The sequence below is a fragment of the Maribacter stanieri genome (assembly GCF_900112245.1).
Lineage (GTDB): Bacteria > Bacteroidota > Bacteroidia > Flavobacteriales > Flavobacteriaceae > Maribacter > Maribacter stanieri.
Map to the genome: position 1 here is coordinate 35,976 of NZ_FOYX01000002.1, position 23,878 is coordinate 59,853.

General features: G+C 34.0%; 25 protein-coding genes. 15 read left to right on the plus strand and 10 right to left on the minus strand.

Annotation, left to right across the window (positions count from 1 at the left end; genetic code table 11):
* Position 1 precedes the first annotated feature (1 nt).
* From BM296_RS10500 to BM296_RS10510, 3 genes are all read left to right on the plus strand, one after another.
* The gene (locus tag BM296_RS10500; RefSeq protein WP_091903024.1) at positions 2-1,018 is read left to right on the plus strand and encodes a hypothetical protein; all 1,017 of its coding nucleotides are present in this window, start codon (positions 2-4) and stop codon (positions 1,016-1,018) included.
* A gap of 42 nt (positions 1,019-1,060) precedes the next feature.
* The gene (locus BM296_RS10505) at positions 1,061-1,798 is read left to right on the plus strand and encodes a LytR/AlgR family response regulator transcription factor (protein WP_218157885.1); all 738 of its coding nucleotides are present in this window, start codon (positions 1,061-1,063) and stop codon (positions 1,796-1,798) included.
* Between the two features lie 94 nt (positions 1,799-1,892).
* Entirely contained in the window at positions 1,893-2,723 is an 831-nt protein-coding gene (locus BM296_RS10510) for a 3-keto-disaccharide hydrolase (protein WP_091903025.1), read from the plus strand.
* Here the strand turns inward: BM296_RS10510 and BM296_RS10515 are convergent, their stop codons facing one another.
* Positions 2,724-3,830, minus strand: a complete 1,107-nt coding sequence (locus BM296_RS10515) for a Gfo/Idh/MocA family protein (protein WP_091903026.1) — start codon at positions 3,828-3,830, stop codon at positions 2,724-2,726.
* A 196-nt stretch (positions 3,831-4,026) separates the two neighbouring features.
* Between BM296_RS10515 and BM296_RS10520 the strand changes: the two genes are divergently transcribed.
* From BM296_RS10520 to BM296_RS10530, 3 genes are all read left to right on the plus strand, one after another.
* Positions 4,027-4,533: a GreA/GreB family elongation factor gene (locus BM296_RS10520; protein WP_091903027.1), complete on the plus strand. Its 507-nt coding sequence runs from the start codon at positions 4,027-4,029 to the stop codon at positions 4,531-4,533.
* A 168-nt stretch (positions 4,534-4,701) separates the two neighbouring features.
* On the plus strand, positions 4,702-6,831 hold the full coding sequence (locus BM296_RS10525) for a catalase (protein ID WP_091903028.1): 2,130 nt from the start codon (positions 4,702-4,704) through the stop codon (positions 6,829-6,831).
* A gap of 123 nt (positions 6,832-6,954) precedes the next feature.
* Positions 6,955-7,593, plus strand: a complete 639-nt coding sequence (locus BM296_RS10530; RefSeq protein ID WP_091903029.1) for a fasciclin domain-containing protein — start codon at positions 6,955-6,957, stop codon at positions 7,591-7,593.
* A gap of 66 nt (positions 7,594-7,659) precedes the next feature.
* Here the strand turns inward: BM296_RS10530 and BM296_RS10535 are convergent, their stop codons facing one another.
* A complete protein-coding gene (locus BM296_RS10535) occupies positions 7,660-8,493 on the minus strand; it encodes an IolE/MocC family protein (protein ID WP_091903030.1) in 834 nt (277 codons plus the stop codon).
* Positions 8,494-9,300 (minus strand): phytanoyl-CoA dioxygenase family protein, encoded by an 807-nt coding sequence (locus BM296_RS10540; protein ID WP_091903031.1) that lies wholly within the window; start codon positions 9,298-9,300, stop codon positions 8,494-8,496. It abuts the gene before it with no gap.
* A 128-nt stretch (positions 9,301-9,428) separates the two neighbouring features.
* Here BM296_RS10540 and BM296_RS10545 point away from each other — a divergent pair, with 128 nt between their 5' ends.
* Positions 9,429-10,262 carry an AraC family transcriptional regulator gene (locus tag BM296_RS10545; protein WP_091903032.1) on the plus strand — a complete coding sequence of 278 codons (834 nt, stop codon included), beginning with the start codon at positions 9,429-9,431 and terminating at the stop codon, positions 10,260-10,262.
* Here BM296_RS10545 and BM296_RS10550 read toward each other — a convergent pair.
* The 3 genes from BM296_RS10550 to BM296_RS10560 all read right to left on the minus strand — a co-directional run bounded on the left by BM296_RS10550 (position 10,259) and on the right by BM296_RS10560 (position 12,772).
* Complete coding sequence (locus BM296_RS10550) at positions 10,259-10,822, minus strand: DUF4494 domain-containing protein (protein ID WP_091903033.1); 564 nt, start codon at positions 10,820-10,822, stop codon at positions 10,259-10,261. The genes BM296_RS10545 and BM296_RS10550 overlap by 4 nt on opposite strands.
* A gap of 188 nt (positions 10,823-11,010) precedes the next feature.
* Entirely contained in the window at positions 11,011-11,685 is a 675-nt protein-coding gene (locus BM296_RS10555) for a LytR/AlgR family response regulator transcription factor (RefSeq protein ID WP_091903034.1), read from the minus strand.
* Positions 11,678-12,772, minus strand: a complete 1,095-nt coding sequence (locus BM296_RS10560) for a sensor histidine kinase (protein WP_091903035.1) — start codon at positions 12,770-12,772, stop codon at positions 11,678-11,680. The genes BM296_RS10555 and BM296_RS10560 overlap by 8 nt, the downstream gene beginning before the upstream one ends.
* 190 nt (positions 12,773-12,962) lie before the next feature.
* Here BM296_RS10560 and BM296_RS10565 point away from each other — a divergent pair, with 190 nt between their 5' ends.
* From BM296_RS10565 to BM296_RS10600, 8 genes are all read left to right on the plus strand, one after another.
* Positions 12,963-13,244, plus strand: a complete 282-nt coding sequence (locus BM296_RS10565) for a CREC-EF hand family protein (protein WP_073244352.1) — start codon at positions 12,963-12,965, stop codon at positions 13,242-13,244.
* Positions 13,245-13,271: 27 nt separating this feature from the next.
* Positions 13,272-14,735, plus strand: coding sequence for a CotH kinase family protein (locus tag BM296_RS10570; protein WP_091903036.1), 1,464 nt, complete (start codon positions 13,272-13,274; stop codon positions 14,733-14,735).
* Between the two features lie 94 nt (positions 14,736-14,829).
* Positions 14,830-15,582, plus strand: a complete 753-nt coding sequence (locus tag BM296_RS10575; RefSeq protein WP_091903037.1) for a hypothetical protein — start codon at positions 14,830-14,832, stop codon at positions 15,580-15,582.
* 32 nt (positions 15,583-15,614) lie between these two features.
* Positions 15,615-16,664: a YHYH protein gene (locus BM296_RS10580; protein WP_091903038.1), complete on the plus strand. Its 1,050-nt coding sequence runs from the start codon at positions 15,615-15,617 to the stop codon at positions 16,662-16,664.
* 6 nt (positions 16,665-16,670) lie between these two features.
* Positions 16,671-17,303, plus strand: a complete 633-nt coding sequence (locus BM296_RS10585; RefSeq protein WP_143099062.1) for a hypothetical protein — start codon at positions 16,671-16,673, stop codon at positions 17,301-17,303.
* Between the two features lie 123 nt (positions 17,304-17,426).
* A complete protein-coding gene (locus tag BM296_RS10590; protein WP_091903040.1) occupies positions 17,427-18,221 on the plus strand; it encodes a YHYH protein in 795 nt (264 codons plus the stop codon).
* An 86-nt stretch (positions 18,222-18,307) separates the two neighbouring features.
* Positions 18,308-18,850 (plus strand): toxin-antitoxin system YwqK family antitoxin, encoded by a 543-nt coding sequence (locus BM296_RS10595; RefSeq protein WP_245787004.1) that lies wholly within the window; start codon positions 18,308-18,310, stop codon positions 18,848-18,850.
* Positions 18,843-19,517 (plus strand): SCO family protein, encoded by a 675-nt coding sequence (locus tag BM296_RS10600; protein WP_245787005.1) that lies wholly within the window; start codon positions 18,843-18,845, stop codon positions 19,515-19,517. Before BM296_RS10595 ends, BM296_RS10600 begins: the two co-directional genes overlap by 8 nt.
* Positions 19,518-19,598: 81 nt before the next feature.
* Here the strand turns inward: BM296_RS10600 and BM296_RS10605 are convergent, their stop codons facing one another.
* The 4 genes from BM296_RS10605 to BM296_RS10620 all read right to left on the minus strand — a co-directional run bounded on the left by BM296_RS10605 (position 19,599) and on the right by BM296_RS10620 (position 23,689).
* On the minus strand, positions 19,599-20,276 hold the full coding sequence (locus BM296_RS10605; protein WP_091903043.1) for a type 1 glutamine amidotransferase domain-containing protein: 678 nt from the start codon (positions 20,274-20,276) through the stop codon (positions 19,599-19,601).
* 42 nt (positions 20,277-20,318) lie between these two features.
* Complete coding sequence (locus tag BM296_RS10610) at positions 20,319-21,317, minus strand: NADP-dependent oxidoreductase (RefSeq protein ID WP_091903044.1); 999 nt, start codon at positions 21,315-21,317, stop codon at positions 20,319-20,321.
* 210 nt (positions 21,318-21,527) lie between these two features.
* Complete coding sequence (locus tag BM296_RS10615; protein WP_091903045.1) at positions 21,528-22,928, minus strand: NAD-dependent succinate-semialdehyde dehydrogenase; 1,401 nt, start codon at positions 22,926-22,928, stop codon at positions 21,528-21,530.
* A gap of 20 nt (positions 22,929-22,948) precedes the next feature.
* Positions 22,949-23,689 carry an SDR family oxidoreductase gene (locus tag BM296_RS10620; RefSeq protein ID WP_027067082.1) on the minus strand — a complete coding sequence of 247 codons (741 nt, stop codon included), beginning with the start codon at positions 23,687-23,689 and terminating at the stop codon, positions 22,949-22,951.
* Positions 23,690-23,878 lie beyond the last annotated feature (189 nt).

Here is a 23,878-nt window from a genome sequence, read left to right on the forward strand (position 1 = left end):
AATGATATACTTAAAGAACACTTTACTACTCTTTGTTTTCGCTTCTTTAACGATGACAGCTTGTAAAAATGGTCAAAACAGTAAAAATACAACACCTGATAATTCAGAAACTTATACAGGATCAGCGTCTGTATCTCAAGGGTCAGCAACCGTTCTTACTGAAAACATTTTTGAGTGTGATAGGGGCAGAGAAGCACCAATTGGTACGTCTACTGCTACAGATGGCAGTGAATGGACGGTTCCTGCAGAAGTGAATTTTACCAATGAAAGTTTTCCTTTTGCATCAGATTTATTTAATCCGTGTACAAAGGTAGAATATACATCTGCAGATGAAGCATTAGCCGCTTTAGACGGAACAGATGTTATAGAAGTTGATACTGATGGTGAAATAATTACAGCATACATATTTGCCGATAACTATTTTGAAATGTACATCAATGGTATTGAAGTAGGCAAAGACAATGTTCCTTTTACTCAATTCAATTCTAATATCGTTCGCTTTAAGGTAAACACGCCTTTTACAATAGCTATGAAATTGGTAGACTGGGAAGAAAATAGTGGTTTAGGATCAGAGGCAAATAGGGGGCAAGCGTTTCACCCAGGAGATGGTGGTATAGTCGCTGTTTTTAAAAATTCTAAAGATGATATAATTGCTACTACAAATTCTGCATGGAAAGCCCAAACATTTTACACAGCACCTTTAAAGGATTTGTCTTGTGCTTCTGAAGAAGGATCTTTAAGATTAAGTGATGCTTGCAGTACTGAAGATTCTAATGATGGTACTTCTTATTATGCTTTGCATTGGAAAACACCATCAAATTGGGAATCGGCAGATTTTGATGATAGTGATTGGCCAAATGCAACCGAGTTTTCAAATAATACCATAGGTGTGGATAATAAACCTGCCTATACTAACTTTATTGATGTGTTTGATAATAATGAAGAAGATGCTCAATTTATATGGTCAACAAATGTAATTTTAGATAACGAAGTATTAGTTAGATATACCGTAAAATAAATACAGAAAAATCTTTTAGACTATTAAAATTAGAAACCTGATATGGAAAGCATACAAATTACTTGCATGATTGTTGACGATGAGCCTATGGCTGTTAACCTAGTAGAAAGTTATGTAGAGAAAACTCCGTATTTAACGTTGAAAAAGAAATGCAATAGCGCCATAGAAGCCATGCAGTTTTTAAATACTGAAAAAGTAGACCTATTATTTCTGGATATTCAAATGCCGGATTTAACTGGAATAGAATTTTCTAAAATGCTTCCAAAACATTCTAGAGTAATTTTTACAACTGCTTTTGACCAATATGCATTAGAGGGTTTTAAAGTGGAGGCTTTAGATTATTTGCTAAAACCGTTTGATTATGCCGAGTTCTTAACCGCTGCCAACAAAGCCTTAGAATGGTTCTCTTTGGTAAAAGGCAATACACAACCTTCTATAGTATCTGATGAAAAGGAATTCCTTTTTGTAAAATCAGAATACAAACAATTGCGCATTAAATTGGCTGACGTCCAATATTTTGAAGGATTGAAGGACTACATAAAAATATGGATAAAAGATAACCCTAAGCCAATTCTAACTTTAATGAGTTTAAAGAGTTTAGAAGAAGAATTACCCAACTCTAATTTTATGCGTGTACACCGCTCTTTTATTGTATCTCTAAAGTATGTTGAAGTAATTGAGCGTAGTCAAATCATTATCAACAAACAACGCATCACCGTTTCTGAACAATACAAGTCCCGGTTTTTAGAATATATAAACGATAATTCATTGAATTCTTAGTATTTCATATTAGAAGTAGATTACAACAAGTAGATTTAAATAATCATACTTATTTTTCAGTACATTTAAAATTGATTTTTAATTCTGTCTGAAAATGAATATCCATTCTACATTTACCAAAGTATTTTTTGTCATTTCATTAGTGCTGTCAATTTCTTGTGGAAACAAAAAGGTACCTAATACCACAAGTTCTGCAATTAAGCTAGATGCTGCCAAAACTGAAACAAGATGGGTTTCTATTTTTAATGGAAATGACTTAACTGGATGGACCATTAAAATTCCTGGACATGAATTAGGTGAAAATTTCGGCAATACCTTAAGGGTAGAAGATGGTATTCTAAAAGTTAGGTATGATGAATACGGACCGGAATTTGGCGATAGGTTCGGTACAGTATATTATGATAAATATCTTACCAATTATAGATTAAGGGTTGTGTATAGATTTGTGGGAGAAACGGCACCAGGTGCTCCAACTTGGGGTTATCGTGATAGTGGAATTCAATTTCATGGCCAACCGCCAGCAACTCAAAAGTTAGATCAAGCCTTTCCTGTTTGTTTAGAATATAATTTTCATGGAGGAAATGGAACAGACGAACGCCCTTTAGGTGCTGCATGCACTAACGGAATGTTCATAGAGCATAATGGAGTACAGAATAAAACAACTTGCATACCTGCTGATGTTTTAAAAACATTTCACGGGGATCAATGGGTTACTGCTGAAATTGATATTAAAGATGGTTTAATTATCCACTATGTTAATGGTGAAGAAATTTTAAGATACTCCAACCCAACTTATAATAGTGAAAACGCTACAGCAAAATTGTTGATGACCAATGGGGACAAAAAAGTAAAAGGTGGCTTTATCTCCTTACAGTCAAACAGCCACCCTATTGATTTTCGTTCTATTGAACTTATGGAGTATTAATTACAAGGTAACTTTCTCTCCGGTTTTTGCCGCTAAGAAAATTGCATCTATAATTTTCATATCCTTAACACCTTCCTCTCCGTCAACTGGTACAATGGGTTGTACACCATCAAAAATTAACGCTGCCATACCGTCCATTTGTAATGTTTGGTGCGTAATGTGTGGTTGGGTCAATTTTCCTTCATGGGTGCGCCCCTCTATAGGTCCATATCCTGTGGAAGGTTGCATTTCAACAAAACCTTTAGATCCAGTCATATAAAACCTGTCTAAATTGCTCATGTTATAAGTTGAAAGGCAATTTGCCACTGCACCACTAGGGAAACCCATTTGAAACTGAATGGTTTCATCAATACCTTCTTTGAATTTTACCGGATCCGTTTTTGTTTCCTGTGCGGTAACCCAAATAGGTTCTTCGCCTAGCATATATCTAGCTCCGTTTATAGAGTAAATACCAATATCCATCATGGCACCACCACCAGACAATTCCTTATTTAAACGCCATTGCGTAGGATCACCAATGGTAAATCCAGATTGACCTTGAAAAAATTTAGTATCACCAAATACACCGTCTTTTCGCATTTGAATAACTGCTACTGTTTTAGGTTCAAAATGCATTCTATACCCGATCAGTAATTTTACATTAGCTGCTTTACAAGCATCAACCATTTGCTGACCTTCCTCGGCATTAATACCCATTGGCTTTTCAGAAATTACATGCTTACCAGCTTTAGCTACTCGTAACGTCTGATCTTTATGCAACCCATTTGGAGTAATAATGTAGACTGCATCAATATCTGGATTATCTTTTATGGCATCGAAATTTTCATAGTTATAGCAGTTCTTTGCCGGAATACTATATTTAGATTGCCATTGCTTGACCTTAGAGGGAGTTCCGCTAATGACACCCACCAACTTAGCTCTTTTACAAGATGTCATTGCTTCTGCTACTCGTGTACCATAACTACCTAATCCCATAATAGCAACCTTTAAAATTGGTCCATCATAAGGTTGCGTATCATTGGCAAATAGTTGTGCCGGACTATATAATAGTGGTAAACCTATTGCGGTAACAGATAATTTTTCTATAAAATTTCTTCTTGAGCTCATATTTTGTTGTTGTTTATTAAGTACCTAAATATAATGAAACTGGAAGTGTAATAATCACATTGAATTTGAATTTATTGTTAGGAATAGGATATGCTACCTTCCATTCATTAAAAATTACCAATTGAGGTAATTAAATATTGAATCTCATTAATGCTACCCATGCCCAGTGGCTAACTTTATTCTAAATTACAGAGTAATGAGTAGAGGGTTCGTAAAAGAAGAAGATCAAGAAGAAATACCAATGGTACCGCCAAGGGCAGATTTACCTGTAGGAGCAGTTAATTACGTGACTAAAAATGGATTTAATAAGCTGTTAGAAGAACGACAAAAATTACAAAATGAAAAGGAATCTTTACCAAATGACAATGAAAAGGAACGTCGTATAACCAGTAATTTAATAAACGCCAAATTACAATTATTGAATGAACGCATTTCTAGTGCAAAAATGGTAAACCTAGAAGAACAACCCAAAAATGAAGTTAGGTTTGGAGCAACGGTCTCTTTATTGATTGATTCTGCTAAAACTGATCAAGAGTTTCAAATTGTAGGGGTTGATGAAGCAAATATTGCTGAAAATAAAATATCGTTTCTTTCTCCTATTGCCAGAATATTGATTTCTAAAAAAGTAGGTGATACTGCAATTTTAAATTTAGGTAAGGTAGAACGGTTGTTTAAAATCACTAATATATCTTATTCCAATTGAATTCAATTCACCTATTATTTTTTTGAACTATAAACTCTTAAGATTCAATCCTACAAAGATATAACTACATCATTTATTCTTATTTGAGCTCTTTTTATTTTTTTCACAGCTAATCATAACTACTGGTTACTTATAATTTTATTGTTCAGAATAAAACATCCTAACACTATGAAGAACGATAAAACTGACACTAAAAAAATTAAGGATTTAGAGAAGTCCAAAAAGGATATGTCCGGTAAAGCATTGACAACCAACCAAGGTTTAAAAGTCAATGACACAAATAACAGCTTAAAATCTGGTGAGCGTGGATCAACGTTATTAGAAGATTTTTTACTACGTGAAAAAATAACAAATTTTGACCATGAAAGAATACCAGAACGCATTGTACATGCTCGTGGTAGCGCGGCTCATGGATATTTTGAGCTTTATGATAGTTTAGAAGAATATAGTAAAGCTGGTATTTTCACTGATACTGCAAGAAAGACTCCTGTTTTTGCACGTTTTTCAACGGTTGCAGGCTCTAAAGGCTCTCCAGATTTGGCAAGAGATGTAAGAGGTTTTGCTGTAAAATTCTATACACAAGAAGGCACATGGGATTTGGTTGGGAACAACATGCCCATATTTTTTATTCAAGATGCCATGAAATTTCCTGATTTAATTCATTCGGTTAAACCAGAACCTAATAAAGAAATTCCACAAGCTGCCTCAGCGCATGATACTTTTTATGATTTCGTTTCTTTAACTACAGAAACTCTTCATAATCATATTTGGGTGATGAGCGACCGTGCAATTCCAAGAAGTTTACGAATGATGGAAGGTTTTGGAATTCATACGTTCAGATTGATCAATGATAAAGGGGAAGCTAATTTCGTTAAATTTCATTGGAAACCAAAATTGGGTGTACATTCAGTTACTTGGGAAGAAGCTGTAAAAATAAATGGTGCAGATCCAGATTTTCATCGTAGAGATTTATGGGATGCTATTGAATCAGGACACTACCCAGAATGGGAATTAGGTGTACAAATTGTACCTGAAGAAGATGAGCATAAATATGATTTTGATTTATTGGATCCAACAAAGTTAATACCTGAAGAAATGGTGCCTGTTAAAATAATAGGTAAAATGACTTTGAACAGAAATCCAGAAAACTTTTTTGCAGAGACGGAACAGGTTGCATTTTTACCTGGGCATATAGTTCCTGGTATAGATTTTACAAATGATCCTTTATTACAAGGGCGTTTATTTTCTTATCGTGATACTCAGTTATCTAGATTGGGTAGTCCTAATTTTCATCAAATTCCAATTAATCGTCCTATTGTGGAAACGCATAATAATCAGCGTGATGCCCATATGCAGATGGATATACCTAAAGGACAAACAGCATATTTCCCAAATAGTTTAAGTGGGGGTTGTCCACATCTTTCAAAAATGGCTGAAGGAGCTTTTCATTCTTATGAAGAGCGTATTGATGCTAAGAAAATAAGAACAAGGAGTGAAAGTTTTAATGACCACTTCTCACAGCCTGCATTGTTTTACAGAAGTCTAGCAGATTGGGAAAAGGAGCATGTAGTTGCCGCATATACTTTTGAATTAGGAAAATGTAACCATGATCATATTAAACAACGTATGCTTTGGCTGATTTCACAAATTGATACCGACCTCTCTAAAGAAGTAGCGGAAGGACTTGGTATGGAAATACCATCTACTATAGATAAACCTATTAATCAAGCCATAGGAGCAGATGCGGATATAGAAAAACACCAACCTGGTAAGAAGAAAATTTATTTAGAGAAGTCTGAAGCACTGAGCATGGCCAACACCAAATTTGACAGTATTGCTACTAGACAAATAGCTGTATTAGCAGCCGATGGATTTAGCATGAAGAATTTCAAACCTTTTAAACAAACATTAGAAGAAGAAGGTGCTGTAGTTAAAATTGTAGCTCCACACGGTGGTTCCATAAAGTGTGACGAAGGTATGTCACATAAAGTTGATGCTGCAATTGCGACTACCGAAAGTGTACTATTTGATGCAATCTACATTCCTGGTGGTGAGAAATCCATAAATACATTGCTTAATAATGGAAAATATTTAAAGTTTATAAATGAGACTTTTAAGTATTGCAAAGCCATTGCTGTAAATGATGAAGGTGAGGAGCTATTAAATGCTTCCTTCGTAGTTGATTTTAAAGAAGACAAAGCTATTCATGTTAATGACACTGCATCTAATTTTGTAAGCAGTATCGCTAAACATAGAAATTGGGAAAGAAGACAACATACCAATAACGTTCCGGTATAAATTCAATATTCCTCACATATTAAAATCCATTGAATGTAACATACTTTAATAGAATATTTCAATGCAAGACAATAATAGAAATCTAAGTTAAAATAGTACGTAAATAAATAAACATAGTTAATTATGAAAACTCGAAATATTAAAAATTTAGTTTGTATTGCTGTAGTAGTTCTTGCTTTGAGCTCATGTAAAGACCAAGCAAAAAAAGACGCTGATAAAAAAGCTATGGAAGAGAAAATTTCCATGGAAGAAAGTAATATGAAAGCTGAAGAGGCTAAAGTAAAAGAAGAAACGAAGAAAAAAGAAATGATGGCAACCAGTATTGCAGCAGTAGCTAGCAATAACGAAGAACTATCTACATTGGTTTCTGCTTTGAAAGCTGCAGATTTAGATAAAATGTTATCGGAACCTGGAAGTTATACTGTTTTTGCTCCTTCAAATAATGCTTTTGAGAAGCTACCTAAAAAAATGTCTATTGCAGAATTAGGAAAACCAGATAACAAAGAATTATTGACCCAGGTACTTCAGTATCATGTAGTTTCTGGAGTAATTACTAGCGATAAACTGGTAGAAGCTATAAAGGGAGCAAATGGAAAGTATACATTTACAACGGTTGGCGGAAAAGATTTAACGGCAAGTCTTAATGGAGATAAAATTGTTTTAAAAGATGAAAAAGGGAATAAGACTGAAGTTGTTCTTGGAAATGTAAAAGCTTCTAATGGTGTAGTACACGTTATAAACGACGTACTTATAATGAAATAAGAGAATTATTATTTTAAACAAAAAGGAGGACCTAATTGGTCCTCTTTTTTTATGTTCAAACTCATTTTAATAAATAGTTATTTTTCGTTTTAAGAAGTCTCGCATTTCAATATTTAATTCTTGCTGATTTGCCAATGGCATCTGGTTAAACGGAGTTTGTGGCATATATGGATAAGGTCCAAATTCTGGAGTAATGGTATAATCTTCCATATTTTGATGCTCATTTATTATTTGTTGCCACCAAACCGTAAATTGATTTAAACTATCTTCCCATTCAAGCGCAAACGGATTGTTTACTTGTGGACTCTGCTCGAAACCTATTCGGGCATGAATGTGCTTAATACGTGGAAAAATCTTTTGGAGAATGTGTTCTTGATCTTGCAACATGCTTTCAGAGGTTACACACCAATGAGACAAATCTCCCACTAATTTCAAATCAGGATATTTTTCTAAATAGGCAAGGGTAGTAGTGGAATGAAAAGTAAATCTACCCCTATGTATTTCATGATAAATTGGAATATTATTTATATCTGAAAATGATTCTACTGCTTCTATGATTTTACAATTTTCATCAAAAGAATAATGGTCTTTTCCTGTATGAGAATTTATAAAATCTGGCTGATATGGCAATGTTCGTTTTAATTGTTTTAAAACATTTGAAATATATTCATCAACTGTTTCTGCTTCTACTGGTAAAACTTGCTGCAAAACAACTGTGAAATTTGGATATAGGTTTCTTGCTTTTTGTAATTCATCTAATAGTTCAATTTCAAAGACGTTATCATTTGGTAGATTCATTTCTATACCTTGAAAACCATGATCAGTTATCAATTTAATAAATCCCGCTGCTGTTAAATGTTCACTTCCCCAATGAGGATATAAATAGTTGATGGTATTCATTTAATATAAAATAGGGTTCAATGGTGAATTTATTATTTCACCAATTTTAACTCCGGGACACCAAGTATCCCAATCGTTCTGTTGACCCTCATTACTAGGTGCTTTTAGCTTCATATCCTTATCCATATATATTACGGTCATAACCTTTCGTATATTATTGGTTGTATTAGCTCCTGCACGATGAAAAATCCAACCGGAGTGAAAACTAATTTCTCCAATATCAAAAGGCTCTATAACATGTTCAAAATCAGTAACCTTTAATCGGTTCTGAATTGCTTTTTCACTTTCATCGCTTATAGATAAGTCTCTACCATCCATTATTTCATGACTGCCAGCACTAAACTCTAATGGTCCCATAGACAACGGAGTTTCTTGAAGTGGAATCCAAGCGGTTATAGTTTTATCTGTTTCTAATGGCCAATAGTATTGATCTGCATGCCAAGGGGTAATACCACCGCCAGCTTCTTTAAACAATGCTTGATCATGATATAATCGTACACCATCAACTTGTAATAAATCTGATGCAATCTTTGCCATGCGTTCAGAAAATACAAATGATTTAATTTCATCATCCTCTTGCCATAAGTTGAATAACTGCACAAAAGCTTTACCATAAGTATCCCTTTTTTCTAAGGGCTTAGGAGCTCTATTTAACTCTATAACCTTCTTTGAAATTACATTGTTAAAATAGGATAAGGTTTCTGAATCAAAAACATCTTTCAATTTAATATATCTATTTTTTTGATAAAAATCTTTCTGTTCTTTTGAAAGCTTATAATGTCTGTCAAGCAAATCATGTTCTTGCATAGTCCTAATTTTAGTTCTGTAAATTTAGAAATGTCATTTGCCTTTTAGTTTTTCTATTTTAACCAATACTATGCATATTTAAACATTATTAACTAAATTCATTCTTATTATATGTTTATATAAGATATATGAAACTTGTTATAGAAAAAATTGGATTACAAGAAACCAAGAGTTCATTTCACTTTTTTACACTAGAAGTAGATGCTTTTAAACCTTTTTGGCATTATCATCCTGAGTTAGAACTTACATTTATAATAAAGGGGCAAGGCACCCGATTTGTAGGCAATAGTATCATGCCTTTTTTTGAAAATGATTTAATGCTTTTGGGCGCTAACCTACCACATAATTATACCTCGCTGGTTCAAGATACGAAGCAAAAGTATGAGGCTATGGTACTACAGTTTCATGCTGCTATTTTTAGTTCTTTAAAAGAATGTGATATGTTATTTCCTTTATATAAAGAAGCGGAAAGAGGTATTCAGTTTATTACTCCTGATGAAGAAACGCTACGGTTACTACATGGTTTTGTAGCTTTGCACAAGGTAGATCAGTTAGCCGTTTTACTTCAAATATTACATCGCCTATTTAAAGATACGAATAGAAAATACCTCTCTTCAAAGACCTATCATAGTTCTATTATAAACTTAAAAGGGCAGAGCAAGATAAAGTCTACTACCAGCTATATTCTTGAAAATTTAGATAAAAAACTAACGGTACCACAAATGGCTCAGCGCACAAATATGGTAGAACAATCCTTTTGTCGCTGGTTTAAAAGTGCTGTTGGTCATTCATTTGTTACCTTTTTAAATTTGGCAAGAATAGAACAAGCCTGTATGTATTTGTCTACTACGGACAAATACATACAGGCTATTGCTTTTGATTGTGGCTTTGAAAATCTATCTCATTTTAACCGAACCTTTAAAAAAATAAAAGGTAAAAGCCCTAGAGAATTTAGGTCTTAAGCTTCTACTTCCGCCTCGGTTTCAGCTTCAATAGGATCTTCCTCAATAACTTCTGCTACTGCAGGTATAGAATCCTTAATAATATTGAATTTTTCTACACGCTCCATATCATCCTCTTCACCAGAGAAATAAGGAAAAACATCCATAATTGGAGATTCCGCAATAGAAGGTACAGAGTATTCACCCATTGTATCTTTCATAACACTAATGGTATTATCATAAGCTTCCTTTACGTCGTTAGCCTGTATCAATAAATACATATTGGTTTTACGTTCTTTGCCACTTTCTTCATCAAAAGCAATTAACGATACTTTTGATTTAAACCATCTGTCTGAATTCTCGAACGGATGAATTTCAGCAAAATTAGCAACCTTAATATTCGTAATTTTTATTTCTTCGGTATCGCTTAAATAAGCCGACATTTCTTCTGTAATTCTGCTTTCTGCTTCGGTATACGAAATAGCATCAACCAAAAAAGGTTCTGTTTTCACTTTCAACATACCTGAAGCTTCATCAAGCTTTCTATATTTTATTTTACACTCATACCAAGTTGCGCTCATATTTTCTATTTTTTTTGGGGTGCTAAATATACTCGTTAGCCATAGTTTGCAACGTCAAAAAATGTAATAGATATTCACAATTTAACGGTCGTGATGATAGTACGCTAAAAATTAGACACTTAGAGATATGTTGAATAATTCATAAATTTTAAACTATTGCAAAGCATAAGAATGGAAAGGAATCTCGATTAAAACAATTCTTCTTTTACTTGGTCATAATACGAATCGCTTACAGGTATAATAACATCAGAAAGAAGTAAGTCTCTACCTTTTAATCCCGTTACGCTATTCTTATTAATAATATAAGATCGATGAACTCTCATGAACATAGAACTCGGCAGTTCTTGTTCTAAAGCTTTTAATCGCTGATTGCTAATTATTTTCTTATCACCTAAATGGAAGGTAACATACTCACTATCACTAACTACATAAAGAATATCTTCATATTTTACTTTATGTAGGTCATAGCCAGATTTTATAGTAATGGTATCGGTCTTTTCAATGATTTTACCCGGTTTCACTTTATTTACGGCAGTAACAAAACGCTCAAACGTTATTGGTTTTAATAGGTAATCAACTGCATTTAACTCATAGCCTTCTAAGGCGTATTGTGAGTATGCTGTGGTAAAAATTATCTTAGTATTGGAATCAACCATTTTGGCAAAATCTGTTCCTTTAATTTCGGGCATTTGTATATCCAAGAACAAAACGTCTACGTCATGTTCTTTCATTAATTGTAAAGCCTCTAACGGATTCTCAGCCTGGCCTACCAAATTTAAATAATCTAACTTTTTTATATAAGTTATTAGTAGGGCACGTGCCAATTCTTCGTCATCTACGACTATACAATTTATACTATTCATTCAATTGTAATTTTAAATTCACTTTAAAAGCTTGCGAGGTCTCGTTTATTACTAATTCATGTCGATTTGGATATAGAATTGCCAAACGTTTTTTTACATTTTCAATTCCAATACCACCAACATCATCCTTTACGACTTTAAATTCTGGCTTGCTATTCTCTAGTTCAAAATCAATACTATTTTCGGTAGCATTAATTTTTAGATTAATAAATGTGCCCGTTACTTTTTCAATATTACTATGCTTTAAGGCATTTTCCAAAAAAGGAATCAATAACATGGGTACAATTTGAATATTCTGGTTTTCTATAGAAAAAGAAGTCGTTATAGGATATGTTTTACTGCTTTTAAGACAAAACAATTTTATATAATTTTCAATATAGTCTATCTCTTTATAAAGCGGTACAATCTCTTGCTCACACTCATATAATACATACCTAAGCATATCAGACAAATAACTAATACTCTGTTGTGTTCTTCCAGAATCTATTGCAGACAATGCATATATGTTATTTAAGGCATTGAATAAAAAATGTGGATTAATTTGTGATTTCAACAGCTTCAATTCTGTTTGTAAAGCTTCATTTTTATTGATAACTATTTCCTCTTCTTTTCGTTGAGCAAATAGAAATATTTCAACAAGCGTGGCTATCACATAAGCAATTGCAATCAATAACAGATTAATGAAAAAACGTGATGGTGGCCTACGGTTAACATCTAATGGCGGTCCGTCTTCAAATCTAGGTCCGGCCGCTGGTCCGCCAGCTCCCGGTCCCGGTCCAAATCTAGGTCCTGGCACCTGGTCTACGTTTTCTAACCCAAGTATCTGGTTTGGTAAAACGTTAGTCAACACTAAGGTGACTACAAAAACTGTGATCAAAGAGACAATAGTAAATGCTATATACTTTTTCTTTAATAATAATTGAGGAACCGTATAGTAGATTAATATGGCAATAACTAAAATCTGAAATACGAGAGCCATTCCGTTTTCCACTGCAAATTGAATATCACTGCCACTAAAAATCCAAGCAGTTGACCAAATCAGTAACCATAGCGCTACGTGAAATATAAAATTCTTATGTCTGTTCATGTTGCAAATAAAAGGAATAATAATTCAAACAAACCCCGTAAACAAGGCTATAAACCGGTGAAACTAAAGTGTTCGCTGTCTAAAATATGTCTTTCACTTAAAAGTAAACGGCAAACACTTAATGCGCTCATATTACATTGAAGTTTCTCACATCTTTGTTCTGGAATATTAATTATTAAAATTAAAACATATGAAACGTATTACATTAAAAACAGGATTATTATTTGCCATGTTAGTTGCATTTGGAACAGTAGCAGTTAACGCACAGTCTAAAGGCGAAAAAAAAGAGCCCCCAACATTTACTGAGCTTTTAAAGCAAATGGATAAGGACGAAGATGGTCAACTTTCTAAAGATGAAGTAAAAGGACCTTTAAAAGATGATTTCGATAAAATTGATACTGATGAAGATGGTTTTCTTACTGAAGAAGAATTAGAAAAAGCTCCTAAACCAAAAGGAAGACCTAGAAACTAATTCAAATTAACCCTTAAAATTTTACACATGAGTTATAAAGATATCAAGTCTGTTTTTCCGATTGAAAAGATCTTATTTTTCATATTCATTTCTGTTTTTATTGCCTGTAGTGATGATGACACAGTAACAAGTACTGACGAGGATGATGAAGAAATAGTTGAAGAGGAAGAAGTTAGTACTACTGTTGACGATACCGATTTTGAAGCTACAGATTGGACCACGGCAACACACAGTAAAGATGCCGACCCAGATTTTGACGAGGTATTTGAAGATAATGCGGTAAAGCGCCTTGATATCGTTATAACCGAGGATCGTTGGGAAAGTATGTTAGATAACATGACATCTCTTTATGGTTCCTTTGGCGGATCTAGCCAAGGAGGCGGACCAGTGGGCACTACATCAACTGATGAGGATCCTATATTTGTTCCTGCAGAAGTATTCTATGAAGGTATAGAATGGTATAGAGTTGGTGTTCGATTTAAAGGTAATTCTAGCTTACAATCTACTTGGCAAGCAGGAAACTTAAAACTTTCCTTTAAACTAGATTTTGATGAGTTTGAAGATGATTACCCCCAAATTGATAATCAACGTTTTTATGGATTTAAAAAATTAAGCCTTAAAAACAACTTTGACGATAAATCAATGCTACGTGAAAAAGTAGCTGCAGATGTATTTCGTAATGCCGGTTTAGCAGTTTCTAACACTGCATTTTATACGGTTTATGTTGATCATGGAGATGGTCCTATTTATTTTGGACTATATACCCTTGTAGAAGAGGTTGATGATACCGTAATAGATGAGCAGTTTTCTGACGATGATGGAAATTTGTATAAGCCAGATGGTGATGCCGCTACTTTTGCCGCAGGTACTTATGATGAAGATGAATATGTTAAAAAGACAAATGAAGATGATGCCGATTTTTCTGATGTAGAAAGTCTTTTAAATATTCTACATGATGCGTCAAGAACAACAGATGCTGCAGCATGGAGAACAAATTTAGATGCAACACTTGATACAGATGTGTTCTTGAAATACTTGGCAACCAATACCGTTATACAAAATTGGGATACTTATGGTAGAATGTCTCACAACTACTATCTATATAATAATCCCGATAACAGTAAGTTAACGTGGATACCATGGGACAATAATGAAGCTCTACAAACAGGTAAACAACAAGGCTCTGCAGCGTTAGATTTCTCAAATATTACAGCATCTCAATGGCCATTAATATCATACTTGTATACTGATGATGTTTACCAAGCTAAGTATGATGCCTACGTTCAAGAAGTTATTGAAGGTCCTTTTAACGAGGCAACGGTACAAGCATTATATGCTAGCTATTCTGCGCTAATTGAACCTTATGCAACTTCTGAAACTGAAGGGTATACCTTTTTAAACTCTAGTGCAGATTTTCAGAATGCGGTGAATGAATTAAATGCCCATGCCACAAGTAGAACTGCGGCAGTAAATAGTTACCTAAATAGATAATAATTGTTGTTGATGTTAGCTCAAAGCTTCGTGAGAAATCATGGAGCTTTATTTAAACACAAAAGTCTTACAACGGATTACAAAATAGCTTTCAATGGTATTGTTCAGAAAGGTTAGAAGTAAATTATTAAGGCTAGAAAAATTTAAAACATACTTTATTTACGCGCTTGGCGAAATAGCGTTAATAGTAGTAGGTCTATTGATTGCCTGGAAAATCAACAACTTAAACGAAATTAAAAAAAATAGGGTTGTAGAGCTTAAAATTTATAAAAGTTTAAGTCAAGAGCTGGATACAAATTTAATTGTATTGGATAGTGCTATTGTAGATTATACAAAGAGCATACAAATGCTTCAAAACACAATTAACTATCTAGGTGTACAGCCAAAAGAATTAACGCAAGACGCCAAAAAGTTAATTGTTAATCTCAACTATGAGAAAACCATTGTAAGAAACGAGGCTATTAATTCCATAAACGCTACTAACAAATTTGAATTTATTGAAAGTGACTCTCTTAAATATTTGATTGCTGCTTACCCTAACGAGTTAGATAGCTTTAATAATCAACAAATTAAAATTGAAAATATTATTACCAATCGGTTAAAACCGGTAATAGAAAAATATATTTCGTTATTAGAAATTTTACCTGAAAATAGTTACAACTACAAGCGAGTTAAAAACTATGGTAATCAATCTAATTATCCAGAATTATTGGTTAGTAGAGAATATCAAAACGGTGTTATAGATAGACTTTTAAGAACCAAAGATCAATTATCGATTGCCAAAAATTTAAGGTTCAAAACTGAGACTATTGCAACAAAATTAGATCAAGAATTACATAGACCTTAATCAAATTAAATAATAATCTAAAACTCAATATCATGATAGAAAAAAATAAATACTTTGTTTTAACCTGCTTCCTATTGGCTTTTACAGCTATTGGTTTTATTAGCTGTAGTAGCGATGATTCTTCAACTTCAGATGAGGCTGTAATTGAAGAGGATGACACAGAAACTGACAATGACGCTACCGATGAAGATACAAATACAGTAAGTGTTGACGCTTCTTATTTTTATACGACTGACGGTTCGGTCACTATCACAACGGTGCCGTGTACTTTATCAGATGGCACATCTACAGATTGTTATCAGATAGTTACGACCAGTCTACCTGGAGATCACGAAATGGGACCATGGTGCCCTGGTAATATTGAAGATGATGCTACAGCAGGTGGTATTTGGCTTGAAGGTGGAGAAGTATATGATGTAGATGGTGCTTTCGTTGAAAATATGGCAACATTCTATAATGATCCAAATTGGATGATGTACGATGCAAACGGAGATATTTATATTACAGATACCCAAGAAGATTGTGAAAATGCCGCCAACCCTGATGTTGGTGAAGAATACGAAAATTTTTGTGTTGAATGTCTTCCTTCCTACATTACAGATTTAACACAAACTTGGACAATTCCTATCACTCCCGTTGCGCAAGATTCTCCTGTGCTATTTACTACCGCAGGTGGTGGACCAGGTGGACCAGGAATAACTACAGCTCCTTCAACACGTGGAGTAGCATTAAACGGTATTGAGTTTTCTGCGCCTGCTCCCGTAGACAACATTCTGGGTGCCTATACTTTAGCTCCATTTGATGATGCTGGCGGACATATAAATGTTCACCAAGGGTATCATTACCACGCAGCAACAGGATTTAGTACTAAAATAGCACAAGATGACGGGCATGCTGCCTTAATTGGCTATGCTCTGGACGGATATGGAATTTATGAATTGGCAGATAGTAGTGGTGTAGAGGCTACAGACTTAGATGAATTAAGAGGACATTCTGATGATACTAGAGGTTACCATTACCATGTAGATGCAGCTGGTAATAACAACTTTATTGATGGATTAAAAGGTGCTTACGTAAACTAAATAGATATGAAAAAGTATATCTTATTATTGATTTTTTTATGGACAACTATGGGCAGTTTTGCCCATAGTCCCGATGCGTCAACCATTGTTTTAGCAGAGCAAAAGAACAACGTATGGGTTTTACAAATCAACGCATCGTTGACTGCTTTTCAACAAGAGGTTAGAACTCATTTTGCTGAGACCCCTTATAAAACACCAGAGGAGTTTCAAGAAATGGTTATATCCCATATTAAAAATAATCTTCAGTTTACTTTTAATAATGGCGAGCAAATTATTTTAGGTAAAGGCGTGGTTAAACTAGGGCATGAAACTAAAGTTGTATTTGAGGTTTTGAATTTACCGACAGAGATAACTTCCGTAAATGTTTCTAACAAAGTATTTAGCGATATCAATAGAAATCAAAGTACCCTGATGATATTTAAAGAAGGCTTTGCTAAAGATCATTTTACCCTAGATAAAACCAATGACCATACTATTACTTTGGTGGTAAAGGACAATAAGTTCATTGAAAAAACCGAACAAAGTGCAGGCGTATCTTCTTCTTTAATCATCTTAGGTTTAATAGCAAGTATTTGTTTAGGTCTATTGATTAAAAATATACTGCTATTGAGAGAAAAATCGGTGAGCGAAAATATATAATCTTAATCTAAAACCAGATTCACTTAATAGAACGCGGAGTTCACTGATTTTTGAAATCTGGTATATACTTAGTTATTAGTATTGTAGTGTTAAATCGCTGAAATCAAGCTCAAATTAAATATTATGAAAAAAAATAGTCTAAAAAGAATTCCCCAAGTGTCATTTGTTTTGGCATTATCATTCATCACATTAATTGCATGTAGTAGCGATAGTATTGATGATGACATTACAGAAGAGATTGCCAGTACTGATGACTCTGAAGATGAATCTGAAGAAGTTGTAACAGAATTACATCCTGCATATGCTGCCTTTAATTCAGATGCGGTAACTGTATATTTAGATGGTTCTGAAGTTGTAATTGAAACAACAGGTTTACCAAATCATGAAACCGTTTATTGGGGAGAAGGTAACGCCTTATACAGAGAAGAATCTGACGTCGCTACGACACCTAGCATTATGTCTAGTAATAATAATGCGACTACCATTCGTGTAGATGCTACTCCTAATTTAACTGGTAGTACTGTTGAAACAGAATTGAATACTATTGGTATCGCTGTAAGTGGCTCTTCTATTTTTAATGATCAAGAAGGTGGTGGTGCTTTAGACCAAGCTGCGGCTAGTTTAGATTGGACAGGGGCTCATATTGGTCCAGGTGTTTATCACTATCACTTAGAGCCAAAAGCGTTCTCGGATGATGATGAAAATTTAGTAGGTGTATTGTTAGACGGTGTTTTTCTTTATGGCCGTAAATGTAATTCAACAGGAGATTATCCTTCAGATCTTGATGCTTCTGGCGGACATACCACTACTACTCAATACACTGATGGTGAAGAAGAATATCATTACCATATTATAAATGAAGTTTATTCAACAACAGGATCATACTTAGCATTTGCAGGTCCTTACCAAGGATATTAATAATGAGAATAGTTCACTTCCATATCATATGTTTTATACTGATTTTTCAAGTTGGTTGTAAGAATATAACAGAGCCCAAAACTTTGGTGGATAAACCAATAGAAATTAAGCAAGAAACTAAATTTAAAGAAGAGTTGACATTAAATCAATTGGAAGGAACTTGGTATTATAAAAACTCACCTTATGATGGTTATTCAATAGCCTTACATGAAAATGGTATTTTGGCAGAAAAGGTGGGTTTTATAAAAGGTAAAAGAGAAGGTGAAGCCCAAAAATGGTCTCAAGCCGGAGTTTTACGAGTGGCATATCACTATAAAAATAACCGACTTGAAGGTTCTTATAAAAGCTGGTGGGAAAATGGTCAATTAGCGCAAGATGCTAATTACGTTAATGGTAATATGAACGGGGTTGAAAAGAAATGGTATCCAGACGGGCAATTGGCAAAAGAAAGACAATTGTTAAATGGAAAGGAAGAGGGTTTACAAAAAGCATGGTTACAAAATGGAACCTTGTATGTAAATTACGAAGCCAAAAACGGACGTATTTTTGGGTTACGAAGAGCCAATTCTTGCTATCAATTAGAAGATGAAGTTGTTATTAGGGATGAAATCGCGAAAAGAGATGAATAAGTCAATTGTAATAATACTGTTTTTTATAATTTTTGCTAGTTGTAAAGAAGCAGTGAAAAAGGAAAATATTCAGATAACTGAAACCAGTAGGGTAGAGCACTTGCCATATTACAATGGTGAATCGTTTACACCTCATTGGATAACTCCAAATACTGAAGAAGAAAAACAATTTCACAAAATTCCAGATTTTAAATTGGTGGATCAATTAGGAGATACATTGACGCAAAAATCATTTAATAATCAAATTTATATTACGGACTTCTTTTTTACGAGTTGTCCAGGTATTTGTTTGAAGATGACCAATAATATGACGAAGGTGCAAGAAGCCTTTTTAGATCATCCGGAAGTAGCTATTCTTTCACATTCCGTTACTCCATCCATAGATTCGGTTTCTGTTCTTAAAACATATGCTGAAAAGAACGGAGTTATAGATTCTAAATGGCACTTGGTTACCGGTGACAAAACTGAAATTTACAACTTAGGTAGAAACGAATATTTTGTAGAAAATGATTTAGGTATTCCAAAGGATATCAATGACTTTTTACACACAGAAAACTTCTTATTAATTGATAAGAACAAACACATAAGAGGTATTTATAACGGATTAAATAGAGCGTCAATAGCACAATTAATAACCGATGTAAATGCCTTATTAGAAGAAAGTTGATTGCAACTGTTTGATTAATTATTAAAAAAAAAGCCCGTAAACATAAGTTTACGGGCTTTTTAAATTTAACATGAAATGCTATTACTTCAAAGCAGCTAATAATTTCTCTGCTACTACTTCTGATGAAGCTGGATTCTGACCTGTTATAAGATTTCCATCTTGTACAGCGTAAGAAGCCCAATCTTCTTTCTTAGAATAGATTCCGCCATTTTCTTGTAGCATGTTTTCTACCAAGAAAGGAACAACCTCAGTTAACTGAACAGCCGCTTCTTCACTATTTGTGAACCCGGTTACTTTTTTACCATTTACTAAAGCTTTACCATCTTTTCCCTTTACACCTTTTAAAGCTGCAGGAGCGTGACATACAAAAGCAATTGGTTTTTCTTGTTCATTGAACGTTTCAATCAATTTGATTGAGGTAGCATCGTTTGCTAAATCCCATAGCGGTCCGTGACCACCTGGGTAGAAAACTGCATCAAAATCAGACGCGTCTACTTCGGCTAAAACCTTTGTATGGTTAATAGCGTCTTGAGCAACTTTATCATCTTTAAAACGCTTCGTATCTTTTGTCTGAGCATCTTCGGTATCACTACTTGGGTCAATTGGTGCTTGCCCGCCTTTTGGAGTAGCTACTGTAATTTCTACACCTTTATCTAATAATGCGTAATACGGAGCTGCAAACTCTTCAATCCAAAATCCAGTTTTCTTTCCTGTGTCTCCTAATTGATCGTGAGACGTTAATACAAATAATATTTTCATTGTTTTTTGTTTTAAGTTATAAATTTATATCAAGTCTTATGTTTAGACTTTAACTATCATTTTTCCTTTATTCTTACCATTCATCATATCTAAGAATGCTTGCGGAGTGTTATCAAATCCTTCTACAATCGTTTCTTTATATGTCAATTTACCTTCACCCAACCATGTAGATAATTGCTTCATAGCTACAGGGAATTTTTCTGCATAATTAGAAACAATGAACCCTTGCATTAAAGCACTATTCTTAACCAAGAAAGGTTGTACAGCAATAGCCATAGGTAGTTCGGTTTTGTTGTAGACCGAAATAGCGCCACAGATGATAATTCGTGCGAACTGATTTATGTTAAATAAAACAGCATCGGAAATTGGTCCCCCAACATTATCAAAATAGATATCGACTCCGTTTGGTGCCGCTTCTTTAATGGCAGCTTTCATATCCTTAGTAGTTTTATAATTGATACCATAGTCGAATCCGAATTCAGATTTCAACATATCAATCTTTTCATCTGTACCAGCAATACCAATAACATTAAGTCCAAGTATTTTACCGATCTGCCCCACAACACTACCAACTGCACCAGCAGCACCAGATACCACTAAAGTTTCTCCTTTTTTAGGTTTACCTATTTCGTGAAGACCTAAAAAGGCAGTTAAGCCAGTCATACCAACAATACCTAAGTAGGCACTTAATGATGCTTTACTTTTATCTATTTTTTGTAAGCCTTCGCCAGTAGAAATTTGCTTCTCTTTCCATTGCAGTAAACCTGATACAAAATCACCTTTTTTGAATTTGTCGTTCTTGGTTTCAATAACTTCAGCTACAATACCTGAGCTAATTGGCTCACCAACATTGAACGGAGGTACATAAGATTTTGCATCGCTCATTCGACCACGCAAATAAGGGTCAACAGATATATATTTTGATTCTAAAAGTATTTCACCTTCAGATACATTTAAGTTATTCTCTAATTCTATAATATCGAAATCTGCTAGGGTAGGAGTACCTACCGGACGTTGTTTTAAATTAATTGACTTATTCATAAGTTATTTATTTAATTTTTAAATATGTCTGAAGTTATCTATGAGTTAATACACGGGATACATCAGAAAATTCAATATGCTATTTTTATACAATTCAAAGGTATTACAAAAAAAGAATGAACATTCATTTTTTAACTAAAGTTTATAAAAATAGAATTCATATAATAGACAAAAGACAGTCAAATGACTGCCTTTTGTTTTGTTGCTTTTTTACTTCTCATCCATTATAATAATAGACTTTACATTAACGAATTCTTTCATTCCAAATCCGCCATGCTCCCTTCCGTATCCTGAATCTTTAACACCGCCAAAGGGCATAGAAGGCTCTGCTAATCCGAAAGAATTTATGAATACCATCCCTGTATCAAAATGTTTTGCCGCTAGTTCTGTAGCTTTTTTAACATCCATAGAGAAAATACCACCACCAAGTCCAAATCTACTATCATTGGCTATACGCATTGCATCTTCATTATCTTTTGCCTTAATTAACGATGCCACAGGACCGAACAGCTCATCATCATACGCAGGTTGTCCTGGTGAAACATTTCCTAATATGGTAGCAGGGTAGAAGTAACCTTCACCTTCTGGAATTTTTCCACCACATAAAATTTCAGCTCCTTTTTCAATACTTTCTTCCACTTGTTCGTGAATTTTCTTTCTTAAATCTTCACGCGCCATTGGTCCTAATTCGGTCTCTTCCAATTTTGGGTCACCAACTTTTAAAGCGTTCATAGCGTTCACAAATTTTTCTTTGAACTCATCATAAACTTTTTCGGTAGCTATAAATCGTTTTGCCGCTATACAGGTTTCTCCATTATTATAAATACGACCCATTACACTTTTTTCAACAGCGAGGTCAATATCCGCATCATCCAAAACTAAATAAGCATCATTACTACCCAATTCTAGAACAGTCTTTTTAAGTGCTGCACCTGCTTTTTCTCCTATTTTTTCACCAGCTACAGGGCTACCTGTCAAGGTTACACCTCTTACTAATTTATGCTCAACAATAGCATTAGATTGTTCATGCTCAATTACCAGTACATTAAAAAGACCTGCTAGCAAACCAGCGGTATCAAAAATGGTTTTTAATAATTTCGCTGTTCCTGTTACGTTCGAAGCATGTTTTAAAAGAATACTATTACCTGCCATAAGATTTACGATAGTATATCGTAATACTTGATAGCTTGGATAGTTCCAAGGTTGAATTCCGTAAATAATTCCCATAGGAGAGTAGTTGATAATTCCTTTTCCCCCATTAGTTAATTGTCGTTCTTCACTCTTTAAAAACTCCGGTGCATGCTCTGCTGAATAGTTGCAAATTGATGTACATAAGTCAACCTCTTGTTCACTTTGCTTCAATAGTTTTCCCATTTCATCGGTCATCAATTCGGCAAGCTCAGTTTTATAATTCTGTAATTCTTTACCTATAGCCTTAATAACCTCGCCACGTTCTTCTACTGTTTTATTTTTCCATTTTAAAAAAGCTTCGTGAGATTGCTGTATACTTTCCTCTACTTGATCATCTGTCATATACGTATATGTGGACAGTGTTTTTCCTGTAGTGGGGTTAATTGTTTTGAATGTATCTTGTTTTGTTGTCGTAGACATAACTTGTTTTTAAATTTTATTTATTGTTGTTCACTTGGTACCAAATACACATCATTGATGTTTACTCTATTTGGTTGTGTTAAAACATAGTAGATGCTGTTTGCAATATCTTCTGCTTCTAATGTTTCCATCTTTTGCATTTCTTTCATCATCTCCTTAATATCCTCATCACTAATGGTGCTTGTCAAATTAGTAGCTACTGCCCCAGGTTCTATAGAGGTAATATTAATTCCGTATTTCGGTGCCAATTCTTGGCGTAGTCCTTCTGAAAACATTTTCACTGCAGATTTGGTTGCACAGTACACTGCACCACCTGGAAAATATCTATTTGCAGCCATTGATGAGATATTAATAATATTACCACCTTTGTTGGCTTTTAGTTCAGGTAAAACCGCTGCAACACCATTCAACACTCCTTTAATGTTGACATCTACCATTTTTTCCCATTCATCTGTCTTTAATTTCTCTACAAATGAAAGTGGCATTAAACCGGCATTGTTAACCAAGCCTGTTATTTTACCGTATTCTAATTTTGTTCTTGATACTACTTTTTGAAAATCTTCCTTTTTAGTGACATCTCCAGTTGCAACTAAAGCTTCTCCACCATTTTTTTTGATCTGTGATTTTATATCGTTCAGTTCATCTTCACTTCTTGCCATTAATACAACTTTGGCTCCGTTTTCTGCCAATTTTATTGCTGTTGCTTTACCAATTCCGCTTGATGCTCCCGTTATTATAATAACCTTATCTTCTAATTTCATAGTGTGTTTATTTTTGATTTGAATACAAGGTACAGGTAATGAAAACAGTCTTTTAACTAGATTAAAATAAGAATTGACGTTATTGGTATTGAATTAATTTTTACGGGTTGTGAGTTAATAGTTAAAAGGTTTTACGACATAATTATTCTGGTTACAGAAATTATTAATATGTTAAAAAATATATGCATT

Excerpts from the sequence above, each read along its gene's own strand:
- BM296_RS10560 (WP_091903035.1), bottom strand. The coding sequence starts at position 12,772 with ATGAACAGACATAAGAATTTTATATTTCACGTAGCGCTATGGTTACTG.
- BM296_RS10590 (WP_091903040.1), top strand. The coding sequence starts at position 17,427 with ATGAAAAAAAATAGTCTAAAAAGAATTCCCCAAGTGTCATTTGTTTTG.
- BM296_RS10600 (WP_245787005.1), top strand. The coding sequence starts at position 18,843 with ATGAATAAGTCAATTGTAATAATACTGTTTTTTATAATTTTTGCTAGT.
- BM296_RS10555 (WP_091903034.1), bottom strand. The coding sequence starts at position 11,685 with ATGAATAGTATAAATTGTATAGTCGTAGATGACGAAGAATTGGCACGT.
- BM296_RS10565 (WP_073244352.1), top strand. The coding sequence starts at position 12,963 with ATGAAACGTATTACATTAAAAACAGGATTATTATTTGCCATGTTAGTT.
- BM296_RS10545 (WP_091903032.1), top strand. The coding sequence starts at position 9,429 with ATGAAACTTGTTATAGAAAAAATTGGATTACAAGAAACCAAGAGTTCA.
- BM296_RS10515 (WP_091903026.1), bottom strand. The coding sequence starts at position 3,830 with ATGAGCTCAAGAAGAAATTTTATAGAAAAATTATCTGTTACCGCAATA.
- BM296_RS10530 (WP_091903029.1), top strand. The coding sequence starts at position 6,955 with ATGAAAACTCGAAATATTAAAAATTTAGTTTGTATTGCTGTAGTAGTT.
- BM296_RS10610 (WP_091903044.1), bottom strand. The coding sequence starts at position 21,317 with ATGAATAAGTCAATTAATTTAAAACAACGTCCGGTAGGTACTCCTACC.
- BM296_RS10540 (WP_091903031.1), bottom strand. The coding sequence starts at position 9,300 with ATGCAAGAACATGATTTGCTTGACAGACATTATAAGCTTTCAAAAGAA.
- BM296_RS10615 (WP_091903045.1), bottom strand. The coding sequence starts at position 22,928 with ATGTCTACGACAACAAAACAAGATACATTCAAAACAATTAACCCCACT.
- BM296_RS10605 (WP_091903043.1), bottom strand. The coding sequence starts at position 20,276 with ATGAAAATATTATTTGTATTAACGTCTCACGATCAATTAGGAGACACA.
- BM296_RS10585 (WP_143099062.1), top strand. The coding sequence starts at position 16,671 with ATGAAAAAGTATATCTTATTATTGATTTTTTTATGGACAACTATGGGC.
- BM296_RS10535 (WP_091903030.1), bottom strand. The coding sequence starts at position 8,493 with ATGAATACCATCAACTATTTATATCCTCATTGGGGAAGTGAACATTTA.
- BM296_RS10510 (WP_091903025.1), top strand. The coding sequence starts at position 1,893 with ATGAATATCCATTCTACATTTACCAAAGTATTTTTTGTCATTTCATTA.
- BM296_RS10580 (WP_091903038.1), top strand. The coding sequence starts at position 15,615 with ATGATAGAAAAAAATAAATACTTTGTTTTAACCTGCTTCCTATTGGCT.
- BM296_RS10575 (WP_091903037.1), top strand. The coding sequence starts at position 14,830 with ATGGTATTGTTCAGAAAGGTTAGAAGTAAATTATTAAGGCTAGAAAAA.
- BM296_RS10500 (WP_091903024.1), top strand. The coding sequence starts at position 2 with ATGATATACTTAAAGAACACTTTACTACTCTTTGTTTTCGCTTCTTTA.
- BM296_RS10520 (WP_091903027.1), top strand. The coding sequence starts at position 4,027 with ATGAGTAGAGGGTTCGTAAAAGAAGAAGATCAAGAAGAAATACCAATG.
- BM296_RS10570 (WP_091903036.1), top strand. The coding sequence starts at position 13,272 with ATGAGTTATAAAGATATCAAGTCTGTTTTTCCGATTGAAAAGATCTTA.
- BM296_RS10620 (WP_027067082.1), bottom strand. The coding sequence starts at position 23,689 with ATGAAATTAGAAGATAAGGTTATTATAATAACGGGAGCATCAAGCGGA.
- BM296_RS10550 (WP_091903033.1), bottom strand. The coding sequence starts at position 10,822 with ATGAGCGCAACTTGGTATGAGTGTAAAATAAAATATAGAAAGCTTGAT.
- BM296_RS10505 (WP_218157885.1), top strand. The coding sequence starts at position 1,061 with ATGGAAAGCATACAAATTACTTGCATGATTGTTGACGATGAGCCTATG.
- BM296_RS10525 (WP_091903028.1), top strand. The coding sequence starts at position 4,702 with ATGAAGAACGATAAAACTGACACTAAAAAAATTAAGGATTTAGAGAAG.